The organism is Micromonospora sp. NBRC 110038, from assembly GCF_020884815.1.
GTDB lineage: Bacteria > Actinomycetota > Actinomycetes > Mycobacteriales > Micromonosporaceae > Micromonospora > Micromonospora haikouensis.
Window position 1 is genome coordinate 195474 of sequence record NZ_BBOL01000004.1, and the last position, 19282, is coordinate 214755.

General features: G+C 75.1%; 20 protein-coding genes. 15 read left to right on the forward strand and 5 right to left on the reverse strand.

The features are described 5' to 3' along the window. Positions 1 to 2 precede the first annotated feature (2 nt). On the reverse strand, positions 3 to 1265 hold the full coding sequence (locus LPU61_RS16505) for a nucleotide sugar dehydrogenase (protein WP_229405401.1): 1263 nt from the start codon (positions 1263 to 1265) through the stop codon (positions 3 to 5). A gap of 153 nt (positions 1266 to 1418) precedes the next feature. Continuing rightward, positions 1419 to 2816 (reverse strand): serine/threonine-protein kinase, encoded by a 1398-nt coding sequence (locus LPU61_RS16510; protein WP_199486173.1) that lies wholly within the window; start codon positions 2814 to 2816, stop codon positions 1419 to 1421. Positions 2817 to 3243: 427 nt separating this feature from the next. On the opposite strand from LPU61_RS16510, the gene LPU61_RS31505 reads away from it, so the two are divergent. The 12 genes from LPU61_RS31505 (at position 3244) to LPU61_RS16565 (ending at position 12997) form a co-directional block, all read left to right on the forward strand. Beyond that, entirely contained in the window at positions 3244 to 3378 is a 135-nt protein-coding gene (locus tag LPU61_RS31505; protein ID WP_255378751.1) for a hypothetical protein, read from the forward strand. Then, positions 3368 to 3997, forward strand: a complete 630-nt coding sequence (locus tag LPU61_RS16515; RefSeq protein WP_043968943.1) for an RNA polymerase sigma factor — start codon at positions 3368 to 3370, stop codon at positions 3995 to 3997. Before LPU61_RS31505 ends, LPU61_RS16515 begins: the two co-directional genes overlap by 11 nt. 15 nt (positions 3998 to 4012) lie before the next feature. Continuing rightward, positions 4013 to 4831: a hypothetical protein gene (locus LPU61_RS16520; protein ID WP_229405402.1), complete on the forward strand. Its 819-nt coding sequence runs from the start codon at positions 4013 to 4015 to the stop codon at positions 4829 to 4831. Between the two features lie 125 nt (positions 4832 to 4956). Then, positions 4957 to 6192 carry an ergothioneine biosynthesis glutamate--cysteine ligase EgtA gene (gene egtA, locus LPU61_RS16525; RefSeq protein ID WP_229405403.1) on the forward strand — a complete coding sequence of 412 codons (1236 nt, stop codon included), beginning with the start codon at positions 4957 to 4959 and terminating at the stop codon, positions 6190 to 6192. Continuing rightward, positions 6189 to 7520 carry an ergothioneine biosynthesis protein EgtB gene (gene egtB / locus LPU61_RS16530; RefSeq protein ID WP_229405404.1) on the forward strand — a complete coding sequence of 444 codons (1332 nt, stop codon included), beginning with the start codon at positions 6189 to 6191 and terminating at the stop codon, positions 7518 to 7520. The genes egtA and egtB overlap by 4 nt, the downstream gene beginning before the upstream one ends. Positions 7521 to 7551: 31 nt before the next feature. Further along, a complete protein-coding gene (egtC, locus tag LPU61_RS16535) occupies positions 7552 to 8301 on the forward strand; it encodes an ergothioneine biosynthesis protein EgtC (protein WP_229405405.1) in 750 nt (249 codons plus the stop codon). Positions 8302 to 8356: 55 nt separating this feature from the next. Further along, positions 8357 to 9322: an L-histidine N(alpha)-methyltransferase gene (gene egtD / locus LPU61_RS16540; protein ID WP_229405406.1), complete on the forward strand. Its 966-nt coding sequence runs from the start codon at positions 8357 to 8359 to the stop codon at positions 9320 to 9322. Positions 9323 to 9553: 231 nt separating this feature from the next. Next, positions 9554 to 10138 carry a TMEM165/GDT1 family protein gene (locus LPU61_RS16545; protein WP_043968948.1) on the forward strand — a complete coding sequence of 195 codons (585 nt, stop codon included), beginning with the start codon at positions 9554 to 9556 and terminating at the stop codon, positions 10136 to 10138. A 68-nt stretch (positions 10139 to 10206) separates the two neighbouring features. Beyond that, entirely contained in the window at positions 10207 to 10644 is a 438-nt protein-coding gene (locus LPU61_RS16550; RefSeq protein ID WP_043968949.1) for a DUF1622 domain-containing protein, read from the forward strand. Beyond that, positions 10641 to 10946: a hypothetical protein gene (locus LPU61_RS16555; protein ID WP_052504014.1), complete on the forward strand. Its 306-nt coding sequence runs from the start codon at positions 10641 to 10643 to the stop codon at positions 10944 to 10946. Before LPU61_RS16550 ends, LPU61_RS16555 begins: the two co-directional genes overlap by 4 nt. Positions 10947 to 10987: 41 nt before the next feature. Beyond that, positions 10988 to 11194 carry a hypothetical protein gene (locus tag LPU61_RS16560; RefSeq protein ID WP_043968950.1) on the forward strand — a complete coding sequence of 69 codons (207 nt, stop codon included), beginning with the start codon at positions 10988 to 10990 and terminating at the stop codon, positions 11192 to 11194. Positions 11195 to 11521: 327 nt separating this feature from the next. After that, positions 11522 to 12997, forward strand: coding sequence for a polysaccharide biosynthesis tyrosine autokinase (locus LPU61_RS16565; protein WP_229405407.1), 1476 nt, complete (start codon positions 11522 to 11524; stop codon positions 12995 to 12997). On the opposite strand, the gene LPU61_RS16570 is transcribed toward LPU61_RS16565, so the two are convergent. Then, complete coding sequence (locus tag LPU61_RS16570) at positions 12978 to 13541, reverse strand: low molecular weight phosphatase family protein (RefSeq protein ID WP_229405408.1); 564 nt, start codon at positions 13539 to 13541, stop codon at positions 12978 to 12980. The two genes, LPU61_RS16565 and LPU61_RS16570, sit on opposite strands and share 20 nt — an antisense overlap. A gap of 114 nt (positions 13542 to 13655) precedes the next feature. Between LPU61_RS16570 and LPU61_RS16575 the strand changes: the two genes are divergently transcribed. From LPU61_RS16575 to LPU61_RS16585, 3 genes are all read left to right on the forward strand, one after another. Beyond that, entirely contained in the window at positions 13656 to 14915 is a 1260-nt protein-coding gene (locus LPU61_RS16575) for a glycosyltransferase family 4 protein (RefSeq protein WP_043968955.1), read from the forward strand. A gap of 87 nt (positions 14916 to 15002) precedes the next feature. Then, positions 15003 to 16790 (forward strand): DUF4012 domain-containing protein, encoded by a 1788-nt coding sequence (locus tag LPU61_RS16580; protein ID WP_229405409.1) that lies wholly within the window; start codon positions 15003 to 15005, stop codon positions 16788 to 16790. Further along, positions 16765 to 17496, forward strand: a complete 732-nt coding sequence (locus LPU61_RS16585; protein ID WP_229405410.1) for a hypothetical protein — start codon at positions 16765 to 16767, stop codon at positions 17494 to 17496. Before LPU61_RS16580 ends, LPU61_RS16585 begins: the two co-directional genes overlap by 26 nt. 83 nt (positions 17497 to 17579) lie before the next feature. Here LPU61_RS16585 and LPU61_RS16590 read toward each other — a convergent pair whose 3' ends face one another. Together LPU61_RS16590 and LPU61_RS16595 are read right to left on the reverse strand one after the other, a co-directional pair. Then, complete coding sequence (locus LPU61_RS16590; protein ID WP_255700149.1) at positions 17580 to 19010, reverse strand: MFS transporter; 1431 nt, start codon at positions 19008 to 19010, stop codon at positions 17580 to 17582. Continuing rightward, entirely contained in the window at positions 19007 to 19243 is a 237-nt protein-coding gene (locus tag LPU61_RS16595) for a hypothetical protein (RefSeq protein ID WP_043969592.1), read from the reverse strand. The genes LPU61_RS16590 and LPU61_RS16595 overlap by 4 nt, the downstream gene beginning before the upstream one ends. Between the last annotated feature and the right edge of the window lie 39 nt (positions 19244 to 19282).

The window sequence follows — 19282 nt, forward strand, 5'->3', positions numbered from 1 at the left end:
CGTCAGAGGCGCTCGACCGTCGGGCCGTGGCAGCGGTTGCGGGTGTCGAAGACGTACCGGGCGTGCCGCACCACCAGGTCGTAGTCGAGGCAGTCGTGGTCGGTCACCACCACCACGGCGTCGGCCTCGCGGAGCTCGCGTTCGGTCAGGCCGACCACGACCACGCCGCCGGGCAGGTGGTGCGGCTCGGCGTACGGCTCGACCGCCCGGACCTCGGCGCCGAGGTCCTGCAGGCGGCGGGCCACGTCGACGGCGGGGGAGTCCCGCATGTCGCCGGTGTTCGGCTTGTACGCCAACCCGAGCAGCAGCAGTCGGGCCCCGCTGACCGCCCGGCCGGCCCGGTTGAGCCCGTTCATGATCCGTCGGACGACGTGCTCGGGCATCTCGTGGTTGACGTCGTTGGCCAGCTCGATGAACCGGAACTGGCGGCCCAGCCGGCGCTTGACCTGCCAGGACAGGTAGCACGGGTCGATCGGCAGGCAGTGCCCGCCGACGCCGGGGCCCGGGCGGAACGGCATGAACCCGAACGGCTTGGTCTCGGCGGCCTCGATCGCCTGCCACACGTCGATGTCGAGGTGGTGGCTGAGCATCGTCAGCTCGTTGATCAGCGCGATGTTGACCTGGCGGAAGGTGTTCTCGATCAGCTTGGTCAGCTCCGCGACCCGGGTGGAGTCCACCGGCACGGTCCGCTCGACCAGCTGCCGGTAGAACGCATCGACGCGCTCCCGGGAGGCCGCGTCGACGCCGGAGACCACCTTCGGGGTGTTCTCCAGCTTCCACACCGGGTTGCCGGGGTCGATCCGTTCCGGGCTGTAGCCGAGGTGGAAGTCGCCGGGGGCGGTCAGCCCGCTGGCCGACTCCAGCAGCGGCCGGAGCAGCTCCTCGGTGGTGCCGGGGTACGTGGTCGACTCGAGGATCACCGCGCAGCCCGGCCGCAGGTACGGCCCGATGCCGCCGCCGGCCTGCTCGACGTAGCTCAGGTCGGGCACGCCGTCGCGCAGCGGGGTGGGCACGGTGATCACGCAGATGTCGAAGCCCTCGGCGTCGGCGTACTCGGTGCTCGGGCGGTACCGCCCGCTGCCCAGCGCCCGGCCGAGCCGGTCGGCGGGGATGTCCTCGACGAAGGACTCGCCCGAGGCGAGGCGCTTGACCCGGTCGGCGTTGACGTCGAGGCCGACGACGTCCATGCCCGCCTCGACGGCGCGCATGGCCAGCGGCAGACCCACGTATCCCTGGCCGATGACGACCAACTTCTCAGCGCTCACCCATGGCTCCCGCAGCAGACGACGGAACGTGCCTCATCGTTAGCGTAAGTGAGGTTCTGGGTTTTAAGTCCGATTTGGTGAAGGTGGGACCGGTGGGGCGGCCACCCGGCCGGCCCTCGGACCCGGCCGGGGTCGTCCCGACCGGGGGCCGGGTCAGTCGCCCTGGGCCGGCGGGTCGGCGGGGGTGCTGGCCGTGGTGGGCGGCGGGTCGGCCGGCGTGCTGGCCGTGGTGGGCGGCGGGTCGGCCGGGGTGCTGGCGGTGGTGGGCGGCGGGTCGGCGGGCTTGGTGGGCGGTGCGCCCGTCGGTTCCGGCGCGGCCGACTCGCTCGGCTGCGGGGTCGGCGTCGGGGTGACCGACGCCGAGGGGCGGCCCCCGCCGGGCCGGAACGTGCGGTCCGGGTCGACCACGGCCTCCTCGCTGGCGGCCGAGTCGTCGGAGCCCGGCGTCGGGTCGGCCGCCGGGGCGGTCGGCCCGTACTTCGTGGCGGGGGCGTCCGCGTTCGTCGCGGCGCCGAGCGCCGCGGCCAGCGCGATCCCCGCGACCGCCACCGCCGCGAGCGCGCCGACCAGGGTGCCGCGCCGGCCCGTGCGGCCGACGAAGGCGCGCGCCGGCGTGGCCGTCGGCCGCACCGGCGGCAGGTCGTCGCGGGTGCTGTCCAGCCCGTCCCGGGTGCCGACCGGAATGCGCGGCGACACCGGCACGGTGCTGGTGGGTGCGGAACTGTCGGCGATGGTGGCCCGCGCGGCCTCCGCCATCGCCGCGCCGGTGGCGTACCGCGCCGCCGGGTCCTTGGCCAGGGCGCGGGACACCAGGTCCCGCACCGGCCCGGGGATGTCGGTCGGCAGCTCCGGAGGCTCGTCGTCCAGGTGCCGCACGGCGACCTGCAGGGGGTTGTCGCCGGTGAACGGCGGCCCGCCGGTCAGGCAGCAGTAGGCCACCGCGCCGAGGGCGTAGATGTCGGTGGCCCCGGAGACCGGTCGGCCCGCCGCCTGCTCGGGAGCCATGTAGAGGGCGGTGCCCGGCACCGCGTTGGTGCTGGTGATGCTCGTGACGTTGGTGGACCGGGCGACCCCGAAGTCGACCAGGACGACGGTGCCGTCCTCCTGCACCAGCAGGTTGCTCGGCTTGACGTCGCGGTGGACGATGCCGCCGGCGTGCGCCGCGTGCAGCGCCTGGGCGGCCTGGGCGACGATCGACATGGTCTCGGCCACGCCGAGGTGCCCCGCCGCCTCGATCCGCTTGGACAGCGGCTCGCCCTCGACGAACTCCATCACCAGGTAGTCGGCCCGCCCGCCGGTGGGCAGGTCGTCCTCGCCGCAGTCGTAGACCTGCACGATGCCCGGGTGCCGCAGGGCGGCCATGATGCGGGCCTCGGCGCGGAACCGGGCGATGAAGTCCGGGTCGGAGACCAGCGCCGGCAGCAGGACCTTGACCGCGACCCGCCGGCCGAGGACCTGGTCCGTGGCCCGCCAGACGTCACCCATGCCGCCGGTGGCGACACGGTCGTCCAGGCGGTACCGACCGCTGAGTACGACTCCCGAAGACAACACAGCAATACCGTACCCAGAGCGCGCCCGGCGCACCTCTCGTGCTCCGGCCGGACCGACCGGAGCGACGGGGCGGCCGGGGCGGTCGGGCGGCCGTCGGGCCGGCTCGCCCGTGATCGACTCGCGACCACGTGTCACACGTTGCCCGACCCGGTGCCGTGGCCTGGCCGAACGGCGGAGGGGTCCGAATGCCGCACTCGGCCTGCGCAGACAGTGGCGTCCGTGGCCCGCGCCGTGTCACATCGACTCGCCGTGTTCACCGTTTGATAATTCTCACTCTTTCTCAGGGAAACATTGACTTGTCCGCCCGGCACCCCGCTCCTAGCGTTAGCGCGGCTCCGGCCAGCCCGGCTCCCCGGGCGGGAACCCCCGCCGACGGCCGCGCCGGGTGGTGGTCGCACGCGCCGTCCGGGCGCGTACGGTGTCGGGCGTGATCAGGGTCAGCGGGGGGCTGGTGGTGCGGGAGGAGGTCCGGCTGCCGGGCCAGGTCGGTGCCGTGCGCGTCGCTGCCGACGTGCCGCCCACCGACGCCGGGCAGGGGGAACGGCGTACCCATGACGAGTGAACTGAACGAGGCGGTCGTCGCGGCGCAGGCCGGCGACGAGGACGCCTTCCGGTTCCTCTACCGCACTCTCCAGCCCGGCCTGCTGCGCTACCTGACCGCGTTGGTCGGCGCCGACGCCGAGGACGTGGCCTCGGAGACCTGGCTGCAGATCTCCCGGGACCTGCCCACCTTCACGGGCGGGGAGTTCCGGGCCTGGACCGTCACCATCGCCCGGAACCGGGCCATGGACCACCTGCGCCGGCAGCGCCGCCGGCCCTCGCTGCCCGTGCCGGTGCAGGCGCTCGCCGACCTGGCCGGCGACGCCGACACGGCCGAGCGGGCCGGCGAGACCCTCGGCACCGAGGCCGCGCTGGCGCTGATCGCCACTCTCCCGCCCCGGGAGGCCGAGGCGGTGCTGCTGCGCGCGGTGATCGGCCTGGACGCCGAGAGCGCCGGACGGGTGCTCGGCCGGCGGGCCGGCGCGGTGCGCACCGCCGCTCACCGGGGCCTGCGCCGCCTCGCCACGCTCCTGCAGCGCCAGGACCCGACCTCGGAGGCCGCTCCGTCCGCGACGCCGCCCCGCCCCCGCCCCGGCCGGCCGACGCCCGGCGCGCCGTACGTCGAGCAGGCGGACGGCTGACGTGAGGGGAAACCGATGAGCTTCCGGCAGCCCGACCGGCCGGACCTGCCCGCCGACCGGGCGGAGTCCGACCGGCTCCTCGACTCCGCGCGCCACGGCCGCGCGGGTGACGACGGCCGTCCCGCCGACCCCCTGGCCGACCTGCTCGCCGCGGCGGCGGCACCGGCCCGCCCCGGTGAACTCGCCGGCGAGGAGGCGGCGCTCGCCGCGTTCCGGGCCGCCCGTGCCGCGCCGGCGACGCCCCCGGCGCGCGCGCCCCGGCGGCGCCGCCGCACGATCGGGGCGGTCGCCTGGATCGGGGCGGTCGCCGCCACCGCGACCGCCGGTGTCGCCGTCGCGGCGGTCGGCCTGGACCGCGCCGACGAGCCCGCGCCCGCGCCCGCCCCGAGCATCGCGCCGGCCGACCCCAGCGCCTCGGGCCCCACCGCCGCCGGCCCCACCGCCTCGGGCCCGGCCGGCGCACCGTCCGCCCCCGGCGGCGGGACCGCGACGCCGGGCACCGCCGGGCCGAGCGCGTCCGCCGGGGCCGCGCCGCCGCCGACGCCCGGCGTCACCCCCGGCCCGGGCCGCTCCGGGGCCGCCGCGAACCTGCCCGGACTGTGCCGGGCGTACCTGGCCAAGCCGGCCCCGCAGCGGGCGAAGGCGCTGACCACCCCGGGGTACGCGCCCCTGGTCGCCGCCGCCGGCGGGGCCACCGAGGTGGACGACTTCTGCCGACGCCTGGTCCCCGACGCCGACCCCGCAGCCACGCCCGCGGCCCGCCCCACGCACACCGGCCGACCGGCGTCGAAGGCCACCCCCACCTCGGGCACGGACACCGCCGTCGAGGACTGATCCCGAAACATCTGTTACGGCAAGGCGAGCGGAATTCGTCTGCTAGACAGAAGATGGTCGCAGCGCGGACGCCGGGGCCGGTAAGGGTCACGCTGTTCCGCCCCGACCGAGGGAGGGATCGTCTCGTGGTGACGTCACCGGAGCTGGACCGGACCACCCCGCTGCGGGGGGTGGACGACGCGGTCCGGCACATCGCCCGGATCTGCTTCAAGACCGGCCCACCGACCCGCACGGGTGTCGAACTGGAATGGACCGTGCACGACGCCGCCGACCCCGCCCGCCCGGTGGACCGGGAGCGGCTCCGGGCGGCCCTCGGGCCGCACAGCCCCACCACCATCCACGACTCCAGCCCCGCCGCACCGCTCCGGCACGGCAGCACCGTGACCGTCGAGCCCGGCGGCCAGCTCGAGATCTCGACCGCGCCGCGAACCTCGGTCGCCGCGTTGGTCGACGCCACGAACGCCGACATCGTCCAGGTCACCGACCTGCTCCGCGCCGCCGGCCTGGCGCTCGGGCGCACCGGCATCGACCCGTGGCGGCCGCCCCGGCCGGTCGTCGACACCCCGCGCTACCACGCCATGCGGTGCGTCTTCGACCGCCGCGGCCCCGCCGGCCGGACCATGATGTACAGCACCGCCGGGCTCCAGGTCTGCCTGGACGCCGGCGAACCGGACCAGGTCGCCGCCCGCTGGGCGGCGGCCCACGCGGTCGGCCCGCCGCTGCTCGCGGCGTTCGCCACCGCCGACCGGCACGCCGGGCGGCGCACCGGGTGGGCGTCCGCCCGGATGGCCGCGTGGCTGGCCATCGACCCGGCCCGCACCCGCCCCGTCTGGTCGCCGCAGCAGCCCGACGCCGACCCGGTCGCGGCGTGGACGGCGTACGCGCTGGCGGCCCCGCTGCTGTGCCTGCGCGACGACGCCGCCGACTGGACGCCGCCGCCCGGGGTGACCTTCGGCGACTGGATCACCGGCGCGCTGCCCCGGCCGCCCACCACCGACGACCTGGACTACCACCTGAGCACGCTGTTCCCGGTGGTACGCCCCCGCGGCTATCTGGAGATCCGCTACCTGGACGCCCAGCCGGGGCCGGACTGGCGGCTGCCGCTGGCGGTGCTCGCCGCCCTGCTCGCCGACCCGGCCACGGTGCGCCAGGCGGTGGCGACGGCCACGCCGGTCGCCGACCGGTGGCACGAGGCGGCCCGCCACGGCCTCGGCGACCCGCCGTTGGCGCGGGCCGCCGCCGACCTGCTCGACCTGGCGCTGGCCGCCCTGCCCCGGCTGGACCTGCCGGACGACCTGCACGACGAGATGACCCGAGGACTACGGCGGCGGCTGGCCGCCACGGAGAGGGGATCGCGGTGACGACCATCCACGAGCTCGGCGCGGAACAGCTGCGCACCCGCATCGCCGCCGAGCTGGAGCGCACCCGGGCCAGGACCGCCGGGCTCACCGCGGCAGTCGACGACGCCGACCTGATGCGCCAGCACTCGCCGATCATGTCGCCGCTGGTCTGGGACCTCGCCCACGTCGGCAACCAGGAGGAGCTCTGGCTGGTCCGGGACGTCGGCGGGCGCGAGCCCGTCCGCCGGGACATCGACGACCTGTACGACGCGTTCAAGCAGCCCCGCCGCGACCGCCCGGCGCTGCCGCTGCTGCCGCCCGCCGAGGCCCGCGCCTACCTGGCCACCGTGCGCGACAAGGTGCACGACCTGCTCGACCGGGTGCCGTTCACCGACCGGCCGCTCGTCGCCGATGGGTTCGCCTTCGGCATGATCGTCCAGCACGAGCAGCAGCACGACGAGACCATGCTCGCCACCCACCAGCTGCGCGTCGGCCCGCCGGTGCTGCACGCCCCGGACCCGCCGCAGCCGCGCGTGCGGGTGGCCGACGAGGTCCTGGTCCCGGCCGGCGAGTTCACCATGGGCACCTCCACCGACCCGTGGGCGTTGGACAACGAGCGCCCCGCGCACCCGGTGCGCCTGCCCGCGTACGTCATCGACGCCGCCCCCGTCACCAACGGCCGCTACCGCGAGTTCATCGCCGACGGCGGGTACGACGACCCGCGCTGGTGGAGCGAGGCCGGCTGGGCGCACCGCACCGAGGCCGGGCTGACCGCCCCGATGCACTGGCGGCGCGACGGCGACGGCTGGGCGTACCAGCGGTTCGGCCGGTGGTCGCCGGTGCGCGACGACGAGCCGGTGGTGCACGTGTGCTGGTACGAGGCGCAGGCGTACGCGGCGTGGGCCGGCAAGCGGCTGCCCACCGAGGCGGAGTGGGAGAAGGCGGCCCGCTGGGACCCGGCCACCGGCCGGTCCCGCCGCTACCCGTGGGGCGACGGGGAGCCGACCGCCGAGCACGCGAACCTCGGGCAGCGGCACCTGTGGCCCGCGCCGGTGGGCGCGTATCCGGCCGGGGCGTCGCCGCTGGACGTGCACCAGCTGATCGGCGACGTGTGGGAGTGGACGTCCAGCCCGTTCCGGGGCTATCCGGGGTTCGCCGCGTTCCCGTACCGCGAGTACTCGGAGGTGTTCTTCGGCGACGACCACCGGGTGCTGCGCGGTGGCTCCTTCGGCACCGACCGGGCCGCCTGCCGGGGGACGTTCCGCAACTGGGACTACCCGATCCGGCGGCAGATCTTCAGCGGCTTCCGCTGCGCCCGCGACGCCCGCCCGGACGAGTCGGGCCGGTGAGGGCCGGCCACGTCGCCGCCGGGGCCGCCTGATGTGCCGGCACCTGGCGTACGTCGGGCCGCCGGTGAGCCTGCGCGCCCTGCTGTACGACCCGACGCACTCCCTGGTGCGGCAGTCCTGGGCGCCCCGGGACATGCGCGGCGGCGGGACCATCAACGCCGACGGCTTCGGCGTCGGCTGGTACCCGCCCGGAGGCGGCGAGCCGGTGCGCTACCGGCGGGGCACGCCGATCTGGGGCGACGTGACCCTGCCGGGGCTGGCGGCGGCGACCACCAGCGGCGCGGTGCTGGCGGCCGTCCGCTCCGCCACGGTCGGCATGCCGGTGCTCGACACCGCCGCCGCCCCGTTCGCCGAGGGGCCGTGGCTGTTCAGCCACAACGGGGTGGTGCGCGGCTGGCCCGACGCGGTGGCCGCGCTCGCCGGCCGGCTGCCCGTACGCGACCTGCTCACCCTCGACGCGCCGACCGACTCCGCGCTGCTGTGGGCCCTGGTGCGGCACCGGCTGCGGGCGGGGGAGGACCCGGCGGCGGCGGTCGCCGCGACGGTGGCCGAGGTCGCGGCGGCGGCCCCCGGGTCGAGGCTCAACCTGCTGCTCACCGACGGGCGCACCGTCGTGGCCACCGCCGCCGGCCACGCCCTGTCGCTGCGGCAGGCCCCGGGGGCGGTGCTGCTGGCCTCGGAACCGCACGACGACGACCCCGGCTGGCAGGCGGTGCCGGACGGGCGGCTGGTGGTGGCCACGACGGCCGGGGCGCGCGTGGCCGCCCTGCCCGCCGGCTGAGCGGCGACCGGCCCGCACAGGTGGGAAACGACACGACCGACGGAGGGGACACCCGATGAGCGCGGAACCGCTGGAAATCTACCTGGAGGAGCAGGACCTGGGTCGCAGCCTGCGCGACGACGTCCGCACGGGGCTGACCGCGCGGCCGAAGTGGCTGCCGCCGAAGTGGTTCTACGACGCGCGGGGCAGCGAGCTGTTCGAGGAGATCACCCGCCTGCCGGAGTACTACCCGACCCGGGCCGAGCGGTCCGTGCTGCAGCGGCGGGCCGGCGAGATCGCCGAGCTGACCGGGGCGAAGACCCTGATCGAGCTGGGCTCCGGCTCGTCGGAGAAGACCCGGCTGCTGCTGGACGCGTTCACCCGGCGCGGCGGGCTGGGCACCTTCGTGCCGCTGGACGTCTCGGTCAGCGCCCTGCGGCAGTCCACCGCGCAGATCGCCACCGACTATCCCGGCCTGCGGGTGCGCGGCATCGTCGGTGACTTCACCCGCCACCTCGACCGGCTGCCCACCGGAGGCCGACGGTTGGTGATCTTCCTCGGCGGCACGATCGGCAACCTGCTGCCCGCCGAACGGGCCGGCTTCCTCGCCGCCATGCGCGCGTCCCTGGAGCCCGGTGACTGGCTGCTGATCGGCACCGACCTGGTCAAGGACCCGTCGATCGTCGTCCCCGCCTACGACGACGCCGCCGGGGTGACCGCCGAGTTCAACCGCAACGTGCTGCGGGTGGTCAACCGGGAGCTGGGCGCCGACTTCGACCCGGAGGCGTTCGCGCACGTCGCCCTCTGGGATCCGGAGCGGGAGTGGATCGAGATGCGGCTGCGCGCCGAGCGTCCGGTCCTGGCCCGGGTGCTCGACCTCGACGTGGAGTTCGCCGCCGGGGAGGAACTGCGCACCGAGGTGTCGGCGAAGTTCCGCGCCGAGGGCATCGCCGCGGAGCTCGCCGCGGCCGGCTTCACCGCCCGGGAGTTCTGGACCGACGCCGACGGGCTGTTCGGCGTGACCCTGGCCCGCGCCGACTGAGCAGCGGGCCCGCGCCGGCCCGGTGCTCAGGCGGCGCCCCTGGTGGGGTAGGGTGGTGGCGCGAAGGGGAGTAGCCCCCAATGTCGTGGTCGACACACTGGTGCGTTCCGCATCCGGCCACGCGGCCCCACCTTCGGGTGGGGCGGGCGAGACCTTCGACCCAGGCTGTCTACAACAGCCGGGTCGAGGGCGCCCCACACCCCCCGGCCCGGCGTTCTCGGGAAGGGTGTCATGGAAGGTTTCCTCGTCGCGCTGGCGGTCAGCTTCGGCGTCATCTTCGTCGCCGAACTGGGCGACAAGTCCCAGCTGATGGCGCTGACGTTCGCCACGCGGTTCAAGCCGATCCCGGTGCTCGTCGGCATCACGGTCGCCACCGCCGTCGTCCACCTGGCGTCGGTCGCCATCGGTTACGGGCTGGGCGCCGCCCTGCCCACCGGCTGGATCTCGCTGATCGCCGGCCTCGCGTTCCTCGGGTTCGGCGCCTGGACGCTGCGCGGGGACAAACTCACCGAGGAGGAGAAGCGCAAGGCCGAACGCGGTGGCAAGTCCGCCGTCGTCGCGGTCGGCGTGGCCTTCTTCCTCGCCGAGCTGGGCGACAAGACGATGCTCGCCACCATCACCCTCGCCACCAAGTACGGCTGGTTCGGCACCTGGCTCGGCTCGACCCTCGGCATGGTGGCCGCCGACGCGCTGGCGATCCTGGTCGGGCGGCTGCTCGGCCGGCACCTGCCCGAGCGCACCATCCGCTACGGCGCGGCGATCCTCTTCGCCATCTGCGGTCTGTGGCTGATCTTGGAGGCCGTCGCCGAGCTCTGACCTTCGAGGCCGTCAGCCGAGCTCGGCTGACGGCGACTACCCGCCGGCGGGCCGGGTAACGGCCCCGGGTGAGCTGGGACGACATCCTGCGTACCGGCGACCACCTGGCGGTCGCCGTCGTGGAGGTCGCCGGCGCGGCGGTCATCTTCGTCGGCGCGGTCTGGGCGGCGCTGCGGTTCGTGGCCGAAGGGCTGCGGCACCGCAGCGCCGCCGTCTTCACCCCCATCCGGTTGACCCTCGGCCGGTTCCTCACCCTCGGGCTGGAGTTCCAGCTCGCCGCGGACATCCTGCGTACCGCCGTGTCGCCGACCTTCGACCAGATCGGCAAGCTCGCGGCCATCGCCACCATCCGGACCGCGCTGAACTTCTTCCTGCGCCGCGAGATCGCCCAGGAGCAGCGCCAGATCGATCCCGAGCGACCGTCGTCGCCGGCACCCGGCCCGTCCGGCACGGCGCAGCCGGCGACTCCCGATCCGTCCGCCGTCGCCCCCGGGGACCGGTCGTGACCGCCCCGCTGCCGTCGGTCGTGACCGCCGCGGCGCTGCTCACCGGCCTGGTGACCCTGGCGACCACCCGGTCGTGGCGGCGCGCGCTGCGCGTGCTGCTGGACCTGTTGACGGCGGCCGGGCTGCTCCGGCTCGCCGGCGACCAGGGCTGGACGCAGCTGGCGGGGGCCGCCGCGGTCGTGGCGCTGCGCACCGCGTTGTGGCGGGTGGTGGTGCTCACCGCGCCGGCGGCCGGGGCGCGGCGGCCCGCCGTCGGACAACACCGAGCGCGCTACGGAGCGGACGATCACGCCTTACGGTGAGCGACAAGAGGCGATTCTGGCGATATCTGGAGGTAAAAGGCATGAGTCGGCACGACGAGCCCAACGAGTACGGTTTCGCCGGCGGCGCCACCGCCCCCGAGCCGCCGGCCGGCGGCCGATCCGACGAGCAGGACCTGGCCGAGGAGGTCGCGGTGCCCGGCGACGACCTCACCGAGCCGTTCAGCGACGCGGTGACCGAGGAGACGGAGCAGGCCGAGGAGGACGAGCCGGCCGAGCGTCGCCGCTGAGACGTCAGCCGGGGGCCGCCGGGTGTGCCCGGCGGCCCCCGGCCGTCCGTCCGGAGGCCGTTAGCGCGCCCTCGTCCGCCCGGCCGTCCCCGCGTCACCCCGGCTGTCCGAATCGAGTTGGTCCGCCGTACGGAGAAGTCCGCGATAACTGGGCGAGTGCCGATTTCATCATTATTGCCGTCTTTGGGGGTTTGAATCCTCTACAGTCGGTTCGACCGGATGCGCTGGTGGGGTCGACCGACTGCACAGGATCGCCCCGTGACTGCTGAGGGAGCTTTGGGTGCTTGACATGTCGACCGCACGGACCGGACGGGGGCTCAGCGGCTGATGGACGTTCGTGATTTCCTCCGGACCGTCCGGCGCAGCTGGTGGGTGGTCCTGCTCTCCGTCATGGTGGGCCTCGCGGTGGCCGCGCTTGTCACGGTCCGGACCGAGCCCCGCTACGCGGCCTCGGTGACCTTCTTCGTCACCACCCCCAACCAGGGCGTCTCCGACGCCTACCAGGGCAACGTCTTCATGCAGCAGCGCGTCAAGTCGTACGCCGACCTGCTGCAGAGCGACCGGCTGGCGCAGAAGGTCGTGGGCAAGACCCCGCTGGGGCTGACCGCCGAGGACGTCCAGGCGCGGGTCACCGCCGCCACCCTCCCCGACACCGTCCTGCTGCGGGGCACCGTCACCGACACCGACGCCACCCGCGCGCTGCGGCTGACCGAGGCGCTCACCGCCCAGTTCGTCGAACTGGTCAAGGAAATCGAGACGTCCGGCGAGGGGCGGCCGGCCCCGGTCAAGGTCGAGGTGATCAGCGGCCCCCGGGTCGGCTCCAGCCCGGTGTCGCCCAATCCGGCCCGCAACCTGGCCCTCGGCGCGCTCGCCGGCCTGCTCGGCGGCATTGGCCTGGCGCTGTTGCGGACCAGGCTGGACACCCGGCTGCGGGACTCGGTCACCCTCCAGCGCGCCACCGGCAGCCCGCTGCTCGGTGAGATCCCGTTCGACGCCGCCGCCCGCACCGCCCCGCTGATCGTCGGCGACGCCGCCACCACCCCCCGGGCCGAGGCGGTGCGCAAGCTGCGGACGAACCTGCGCTTCGTCGACGTCCACGAGCCCGCCCGGGTGATCGCGGTGACCAGCGCGTTGCAGGGGGAGGGGAAGACCACCCTCTCCTGCAACCTCGCCATCGCCCTCGCCGAGGCCGGCTGGCGGGTCGCCCTGGTCGACGCGGACCTGCGCCGGCCGAAGGTGGCCGAGTACCTGGGCATGGAGGCCGGCGTCGGGCTGACCGACGTCCTGCTCGGCGACGTCAACGTGGGCGACGTGGTGCAGCGGTGGGGCGACAAGTCCCTGCTCGTGCTGCCCGCCGGCTCGGTTCCGCCCAACCCCAGCGAGCTGCTCGGCTCCAAGGCGATGGCGGACCTGCTGCTGGTGCTGCGGGAGTCGGCGGACATCGTGGTCATCGACACCGCTCCGCTGCGTACCGTCACCGACGGGGTGGTCGTCGCCGTCCAGGCCGACGGGGCCCTGATGGTCAGCCGTTACGGCCGCACCGACCGCGGTCAGGTCGGCGCTGCCGCGCAGGCGCTCCAGGCGGTCTCCGTGCGGCTGCTCGGCTGCGTGTTGAACATGGCCAAGCTCGGTCGCGCCGAGACCTACCAGTACGAGAGCTACCGGGTGGAGGTGCCGGCCGGACCGGCGGCCGCCCCGCCGAGCCGCATGGACGCCGCACCGGCCGCCCACGGCGGCGGGTTCCCCGGCCCCGAGCAGACGATCCCCGACCCGACGCAGGAACTCACCCGGCTGCCTCGATGAGTGCCGCAACCGGTGCCAGCGACCGCTCGATCTCCTGCGCGCAGCGCCGGAAGTCGGCTGGCCTGCCGCCGATCGGGTCGACCAGGTCGTCCTCGGCCGGGGCCGCCGGTTGCAGCAGCCCTCGGGCCAGGGCCGCGGCCCGCACCGCCGCCCGCAGCGCACCGACGTCCGCGCCGTCCGGCGTCCCGGCTGCCCCGGCTGCCCCGGCGAGCCGGCCGAACTGGCGCAGGGTGAAGGTGCGGTGCAGGGCGGCGGGAAGCCGGGAGACGCAGGCCGACCGTTGGCGTCGGGTGGAGGTCAGCACCAGCGCGGCGTCGACCAGGTGGGCGGTGGTCAGCGCCCGACTGCGGAACTCGGCCGGGTCGCGCCCCGTCTCGGCGGCCACCTCGGCCGCGTACGGGTGCATGGGCCGCCCGTCCACGGCGTCGGTGCCGGCGCTGGCCACCTCGACCGGCAGCTTTGCCATGAGCTGCCCGGCCAGGTATTCGGCCATGGGCGAGCGGCACAGGTTGGCGTGGCAGACGAACAGGATGCGGTCGGCCATCGGTGGTTCTCCCGGCGTTCTGGTCGCGGTGGGACCCGTGGAATCGTATGCGCTCGCCGGCACGTTCCGTGTCCACGCCGCGCCGGTGGGTCATCGTCGGGCCGGGAGGGTCCGGTGAGGATCGGCATCCTGTCCTACCACTTCCCGCCGGAGCCGGCGTTCGTCCCCGGCAGCCTCGCCGAGCAGTTGGCCGCGCGCGGCCACGAGGTCCGCGTGCTGACCGGCTTCCCGGACTATCCCGGCGGTCAGGTCTATCCGGGCTGGCGGCAGCGGTGGCGCTACGAGACCCGCAGCGAGCGGCTCACGGTGCGGCGGGTGCCGCGCTGGTCGGCCGGGGACGCCTCCGTGCGCGCCCGCGTGGCGGGATGGCTCTCCTTCGCCGCGAGCGCCGGCACGATCGGGCGGGGCCACCTGGCCGGCGTCGACGTGCTCTACGTCCACCAGCTTCCTGCCGCGACCTTCGCGGCGGCCGGCCTGCTGCGGCTGCTGGGCGCGGTGCCGACGGTGTTGCACGTGCAGGACGTACACCCGGAGTTGGAGGCACAGGGCACGACGCCGACGCCGTGGGCCGCCCGGGTGGCCGCCGCCACCCGGTGGCTCTACCGCTCGGCGGACCTGGTCGCGGTCGCCGCGCCCGGCATGCGCGACCTGGTGGTCGCCGGCGGCGCCGATCCGGGGCGGGTGCGGCTGCTGCTCAACTGGACCGACGAGCGGCTGTTCCATCCGGCCGAGCCGACCCGGGAGGCCCGCCGCCTCGTCCGGGGCGACGGCCGTTGCGTGGTGATGCACGCCGGCACCATCGGCGCCCGGCACGGGCTGGAGACGGCCGTGCGCGCCGCCGCGCCGCTGCGCGGCACGATGGACCTGGTCCTGGTCGGCTCGGGCCCGGGCGAGGAGCGGGTCCGCCGGCTCGCCGCGGAGCTGGGCACCGACAACGTCCGGTTCGTCGCGCGGCGCTCGCCGCTGGAGATGGCCGACCTGTACGCCGCCGCCGACTATCAGCTGGTGATGCTGCGCGACCTGCCGGAGCTGCGCGGGACGATTCCCGGCAAGCTGCAGGCCGCGTTCGGCTGCGCGGCGCCGGTGGTGGCGTCGGCGGGCGGCGACACCGTCGAGATCGTGGAGCGCGCCCGGGCCGGGCTGTCCTGCCCGCCGGAGGACTGGGCCACGCTGGCCGACCGCTTCTGGCTGGCCGCCACCATCCCGTCGGCGGCCCGGCTGGAGATGGGCCGTCGCGGCCGGGAGGCGTACCTGCGGGACATGTCGCTGCACGGCGGGGTGGACACCGTCGAGCGGCTGCTCCACGACGCGGTCGCCGCGCGGCGCAGCCGCGGGGCCGCCGCGCGGACGCGCCGGCCGGAACCCCCGGCCTAAATCCACCATAACGGCGCGAAGTGGGCGAAACGCGTGCTAGAAAATGATGAATCGTCATTTCTGTCCGTTTTCTGAGTGGAGTGGGCGTTGAGTGAAACCGAACAGCCTCGCCGCCGAGGGCGACGGTCCCGGCGGCGAGCCAGGGCCCGCGCCCGTCGTGCCCTGCTCGCCGGCCTGGTCGTCGGTTCGCTGGCGCTGCTGAGCGCCGGCTGGGTGGGCTTCCGGGGCTGGCAGGCCCGCACCCACCTGCTCAACGCCGCCGCCCTGGCCCAGCAGCTCAGCTCCGAGGTGGTGAGCGCCGACACCGAGCGGGCCCAACGCACCCTGTCGGCCCTGCAGGTGCAGGCCGGCGCGGCGCGTGACGCCACCGACGACCTGGGCTGGCGGGCGGGGCAGCACACCCCGTTCGCCGGCAACGACCTGACGGCGGTACGCCAGATCGCGGTGGCCATCGACGACCTCGCCCGGGAGGCCTTCCCCACCCTGCTGCGCACCGACCTGTCGACCCTGCTGCCCGGCAAGGGGCGGCTGGACGTGCCCCGGCTCAAGGCGGTCGCGGCGGAACTCACCGCCACCGACCAGGTGGTCCAGCGCACCCACGCCCGCCTCGCCGCCGTACCCACCGACGCCCTGGTCGCGCCGGTGCGCGACGCCGTGGCCGAGCTGCGTAAACAGCTCGACCAGCTGGCCACCCTCACCCGGGCGGCCGACGGCGCCGCCCGGCTGCTGCCGCCCCTGCTCGGCGCGGCCGGCCCCCGCAGCTACCTGATGGTGTCCCAGAACCCGGCGGAGCTGCGCGCCACCGGCGGGATGTTCGGCGCGTACGTCGTGATCGAGGCCAAGGACGGCCAGCTCCGGACGGGCACCCAGGGCACCAGCGCCCAGCTGGGCCTGTTCGACCCGCCCCTGAAGCTGAAGCCGGAGATCCGCAACCTCTACACCGACCTGCCGGGCATGTACCCGGCGGACGTCAACCTGACCCCGCACTTCCCGACCGCCGCCGCCCTGTTCCGCCAGATGTACCGCGAACGCACCGGCCACACCGTCGACGGCGTCCTCGCGGTCGACCCGGTGGTGCTGTCCTACCTGCTCAAGGTCACCGGCCCCGTCCCGGTGCCGGGCCACACCACCCTGGTCGGCGACAAGGCGGTGCGGACGCTGCTCTCCGACGCCTACCAACGGATGGACGCGGTGGAGCAGGACGAGTTCTTCGCCGCCTCGGCGACGGCCGCCTTCGACACCTTCTTCACCCGCGAGGTGGACCCCCGGGCGTACCTGTCGGTGCTGGACCGGGCCATCACCGAACGGCGCGTGCTGTTCTGGAGCGCCCACCCCGAGGAACAGCGGGTCATCGAGGGCAACCGGCTCGCCGGCTCGCTGCCGGAGAAGGAGGACGTGCCCACCGTCGGCGTCTTCCTCAACGACGGCAGCGGCGCGAAGCTCGGCTACTACCTGCGCCCGGCCGCGACGCTGACCGTCGGGGGGTGCCGCCCCGACGGCCGCCGCGAGCTGCGGCTGCGGTTCACGCTGCACTCGACCGCGCCGGAGCGAGGGCTGTCGACGTCCGTGCTCGGCCTCGGCCTGGCCGGCGACCCGTACACCGCCCGCACCCTGGTCTCCGTCCACAGCCCGGCCGGCGGCGCGGTGCTGCGCACCCGGCTCGACGGAACGGAAGTGCCCGTGGGCAGCGGCACCGAGCGCCGCCGGCAGGTCGCCGTCGCCAACGTCGAGGTGCGCCCCGGCGCCACCCGGACCCTCGAGGTCGACGTGCTGACCGGCAGGACCGGCAGCGCCACCGGCGACGCCGACCTCTGGCTCACACCGACCGCCACCCCATGGACCACCCACATTGATCCCGCACCACACTGCGATTAGTAGGAGGGAACCCATCATGCGGCTATCCCGCATCATCATGGCGCTCACGATCGGCCTTGCCGTCGTGGCCGCGCCGACCGCGGCGGGGGCGGCGCAGCCGCAGCCGACACCGTCGCCGACCGGCTCACCACAGCCGACGCCGTATCCGCCGCAGCCCCCCGTGCTGACGGTCAACCCGTCGACGATCTACGTCGGCGACACGACCACCCTCAGCGGTTTCGGGTTCGGGCCGAACGAGGTCGTCGACATCACCGTCACGATCACGCCGTTGGCCGCCGGCCTGCCCGGCCAGTCCACGGTGCGGCGCAGCGACGGCAGCACCGTCGCGATGGCGCCGGTGGCGTTCCGGGCTGCGGCCCCGACGCACTTCACGGTCGTGACCGACGCGGCGGGGAACTTCACCACCACCTACACGCCGGACACGCCCGGGCAGTACCTGTTCACCGCGGTCGGCCAGACCACGGGCCGGACGGCGAGCGCCACGCTGACCGTGCTCGCGCGGCCCCAGCCGTCGCCGTCGCCGACCAAGACGCACTACCCGACGCACAAGCCCTGGCCGCCGCACGGCGGCAAGCTGCCCGTCACGGGCGACAAGCTGGGCACCCCGCTCGCGGTCGGTGGCGGCCTCGTCGGGGTCGGTGTGGTGCTGATGATCGCCGGCCTGGCCTGGCGTCGCCGGGGACGCTTCGGCGGGTCGACGCGCTGACCACGCTGAGCCGGGCAGTGCCCGAGCAGTGAGGACGACGGTGCCCGTCCGGGGAGAACCCCGGGCGGGCACCGCCGCTGCCGTCACCCTCGCCTGCCGTCGTCCCGGGCGTGCCTGCGGTCGAACAGGGCGGCGAACAGGCCGAGCGAGATGATCCCGATGGCCAGCAGCAGCGCGTGCCGCACCGCTGGCGACCAGTCCCCGCCGCTGCCGGCCAGCGCCGAGAACAGCACCGAGCCGACGGCGGCGATGCCGGCCGCCGAGCCGATCCGCTGGCCCGTCTGGAGCATGCCGGCGGCGCTGCCCGCCTGCGGCACCGGCACCTGGGCCAGGGTGAGGGTCTGGTTGGGAGTGATGACCAGGCCGCTGCCCAGCCCCGCGACCAGCAGCGGCACGGCCATCAGCAGCGGCACCGACCCGCGCGGGTCACCGCGCAGCACGAACACCACCGCGCCCAGGCCGAGCAGCACGACCAGCAGGCCGGTGGCGACGAGCGGGCGGCCGTACCGGTCGACGATCCGGCCGCCGACCGCCGACGCGGCGGCCGAGCCGAGGGCGAACGGCGTGATCGCCAGGCCCGCGACGAGGGGGCGGTAGCCGAGGCCGTTCTGCAGGTAGAGCGTGAGCACGAAGAAGATCGCGGTGAACCCGCCGAAGTAGAGCAGCGCGATCAGCGAGCCCAGGGCGTACGAGCGGAACCCGAACAGCCGCAGGTCGAACAGCGGCGCGCCGCGTCGGGCGTACCGGCGTTCCCAGAGCCCGAAGGCGGCCAGCACCGCGAGCCCGGCGGGGACCAGGAGCCACTTCCACGGGCTGTGCCACTGCTCGCGCTGCACCAGCGGCAGCAGCACGAGCACGACACCGACGCCGAGCAGCAGCACCCCGACCGGGTCGAGCCGCCGCCCCTGCGCCGCCCCCGCCGGCTGCGCCGGCAGCAGCCGCCAGCCGAGCACGATCGCGACGATCCCCACCGGGACGTTGACGAAGAAGACCCACCGCCAGCCGTCCTGCTCGCCGCCGGCCTGGATCAGCAGCCCGCCGAGCAGCGGTCCGATCGCGGTGGAGATGCCGATGGTCGCGCCGAGCAGCCCGAACGGCCGGCCGCGCTCGGGGCCCTGGAACAGCTGCTGGATCAGGCCGGTGACCTGCGGGTTGACGATCCCGGCGGCCACCCCCTGCAGCAGCCGGGCGGCGACCAGCCAGCCGGGGGACTGGGCCAGCCCGGCCAGGGCGCTGGTCAGCGTGAACAGGGCGATCCCGACGACGAACGCGGTGCGCCGGCCCCGGGCGTCGCCGAACCGCCCGGCGGGCACCAGCACCAGCCCGAACGTGAGGGCGTAGCCGGACAGCACCCACTGCAGGTCGCTCGGCGTCGCGCCGAGCGCCCGGTCGATCGACGGGACCGCCACGTTGACGATGCTCACGTCGAGCAGCGTCATGAAGGCGGCGACCAGGCCGACCCCCAGCGCCTGCCACCGACGTCGCTCGTCGGCCCGGCCCCCCGGCGGGCTCACGCCATCTGACGGGCGCACCAGCGCGGGCCGAAGTCCAACCCGGCCATGGGGGAGTCCTCCCGGTGCAGCAGGTTTTTCTCCGTCAGCAGCCGCAGGGGAGCGTGCACCTCCTCCTCGGTCAGCCCGGACTCCTGCGCGATCAGGTCCGGGTAGGGCACCTGCCCGCGGATCTCCAGCGCCGCCACCGCCTCGTACACCCGTTCCTCGACGTCCGACAGACGCACCTGCTGCATGGCTTCCTCCTCGGTCACCGCCCGCGCGCGGGCGGGGCT

Bases quoted from the DNA above. Each gene is read 5' to 3' on its own strand.
- LPU61_RS16515 (WP_043968943.1), top strand. From the start codon at position 3,368: ATGACGAGTGAACTGAACGAGGCGGTCGTCGCGGCGCAGGCCGGCGAC.
- LPU61_RS16520 (WP_229405402.1), top strand. From the start codon at position 4,013: ATGAGCTTCCGGCAGCCCGACCGGCCGGACCTGCCCGCCGACCGGGCG.
- egtC (WP_229405405.1), top strand. From the start codon at position 7,552: ATGTGCCGGCACCTGGCGTACGTCGGGCCGCCGGTGAGCCTGCGCGCC.
- egtD (WP_229405406.1), top strand. From the start codon at position 8,357: ATGAGCGCGGAACCGCTGGAAATCTACCTGGAGGAGCAGGACCTGGGT.
- LPU61_RS16545 (WP_043968948.1), top strand. From the start codon at position 9,554: ATGGAAGGTTTCCTCGTCGCGCTGGCGGTCAGCTTCGGCGTCATCTTC.
- LPU61_RS16560 (WP_043968950.1), top strand. From the start codon at position 10,988: ATGAGTCGGCACGACGAGCCCAACGAGTACGGTTTCGCCGGCGGCGCC.
- LPU61_RS16565 (WP_229405407.1), top strand. From the start codon at position 11,522: ATGGACGTTCGTGATTTCCTCCGGACCGTCCGGCGCAGCTGGTGGGTG.
- LPU61_RS16570 (WP_229405408.1), bottom strand. From the start codon at position 13,541: ATGGCCGACCGCATCCTGTTCGTCTGCCACGCCAACCTGTGCCGCTCG.
- LPU61_RS16595 (WP_043969592.1), bottom strand. From the start codon at position 19,243: ATGCAGCAGGTGCGTCTGTCGGACGTCGAGGAACGGGTGTACGAGGCG.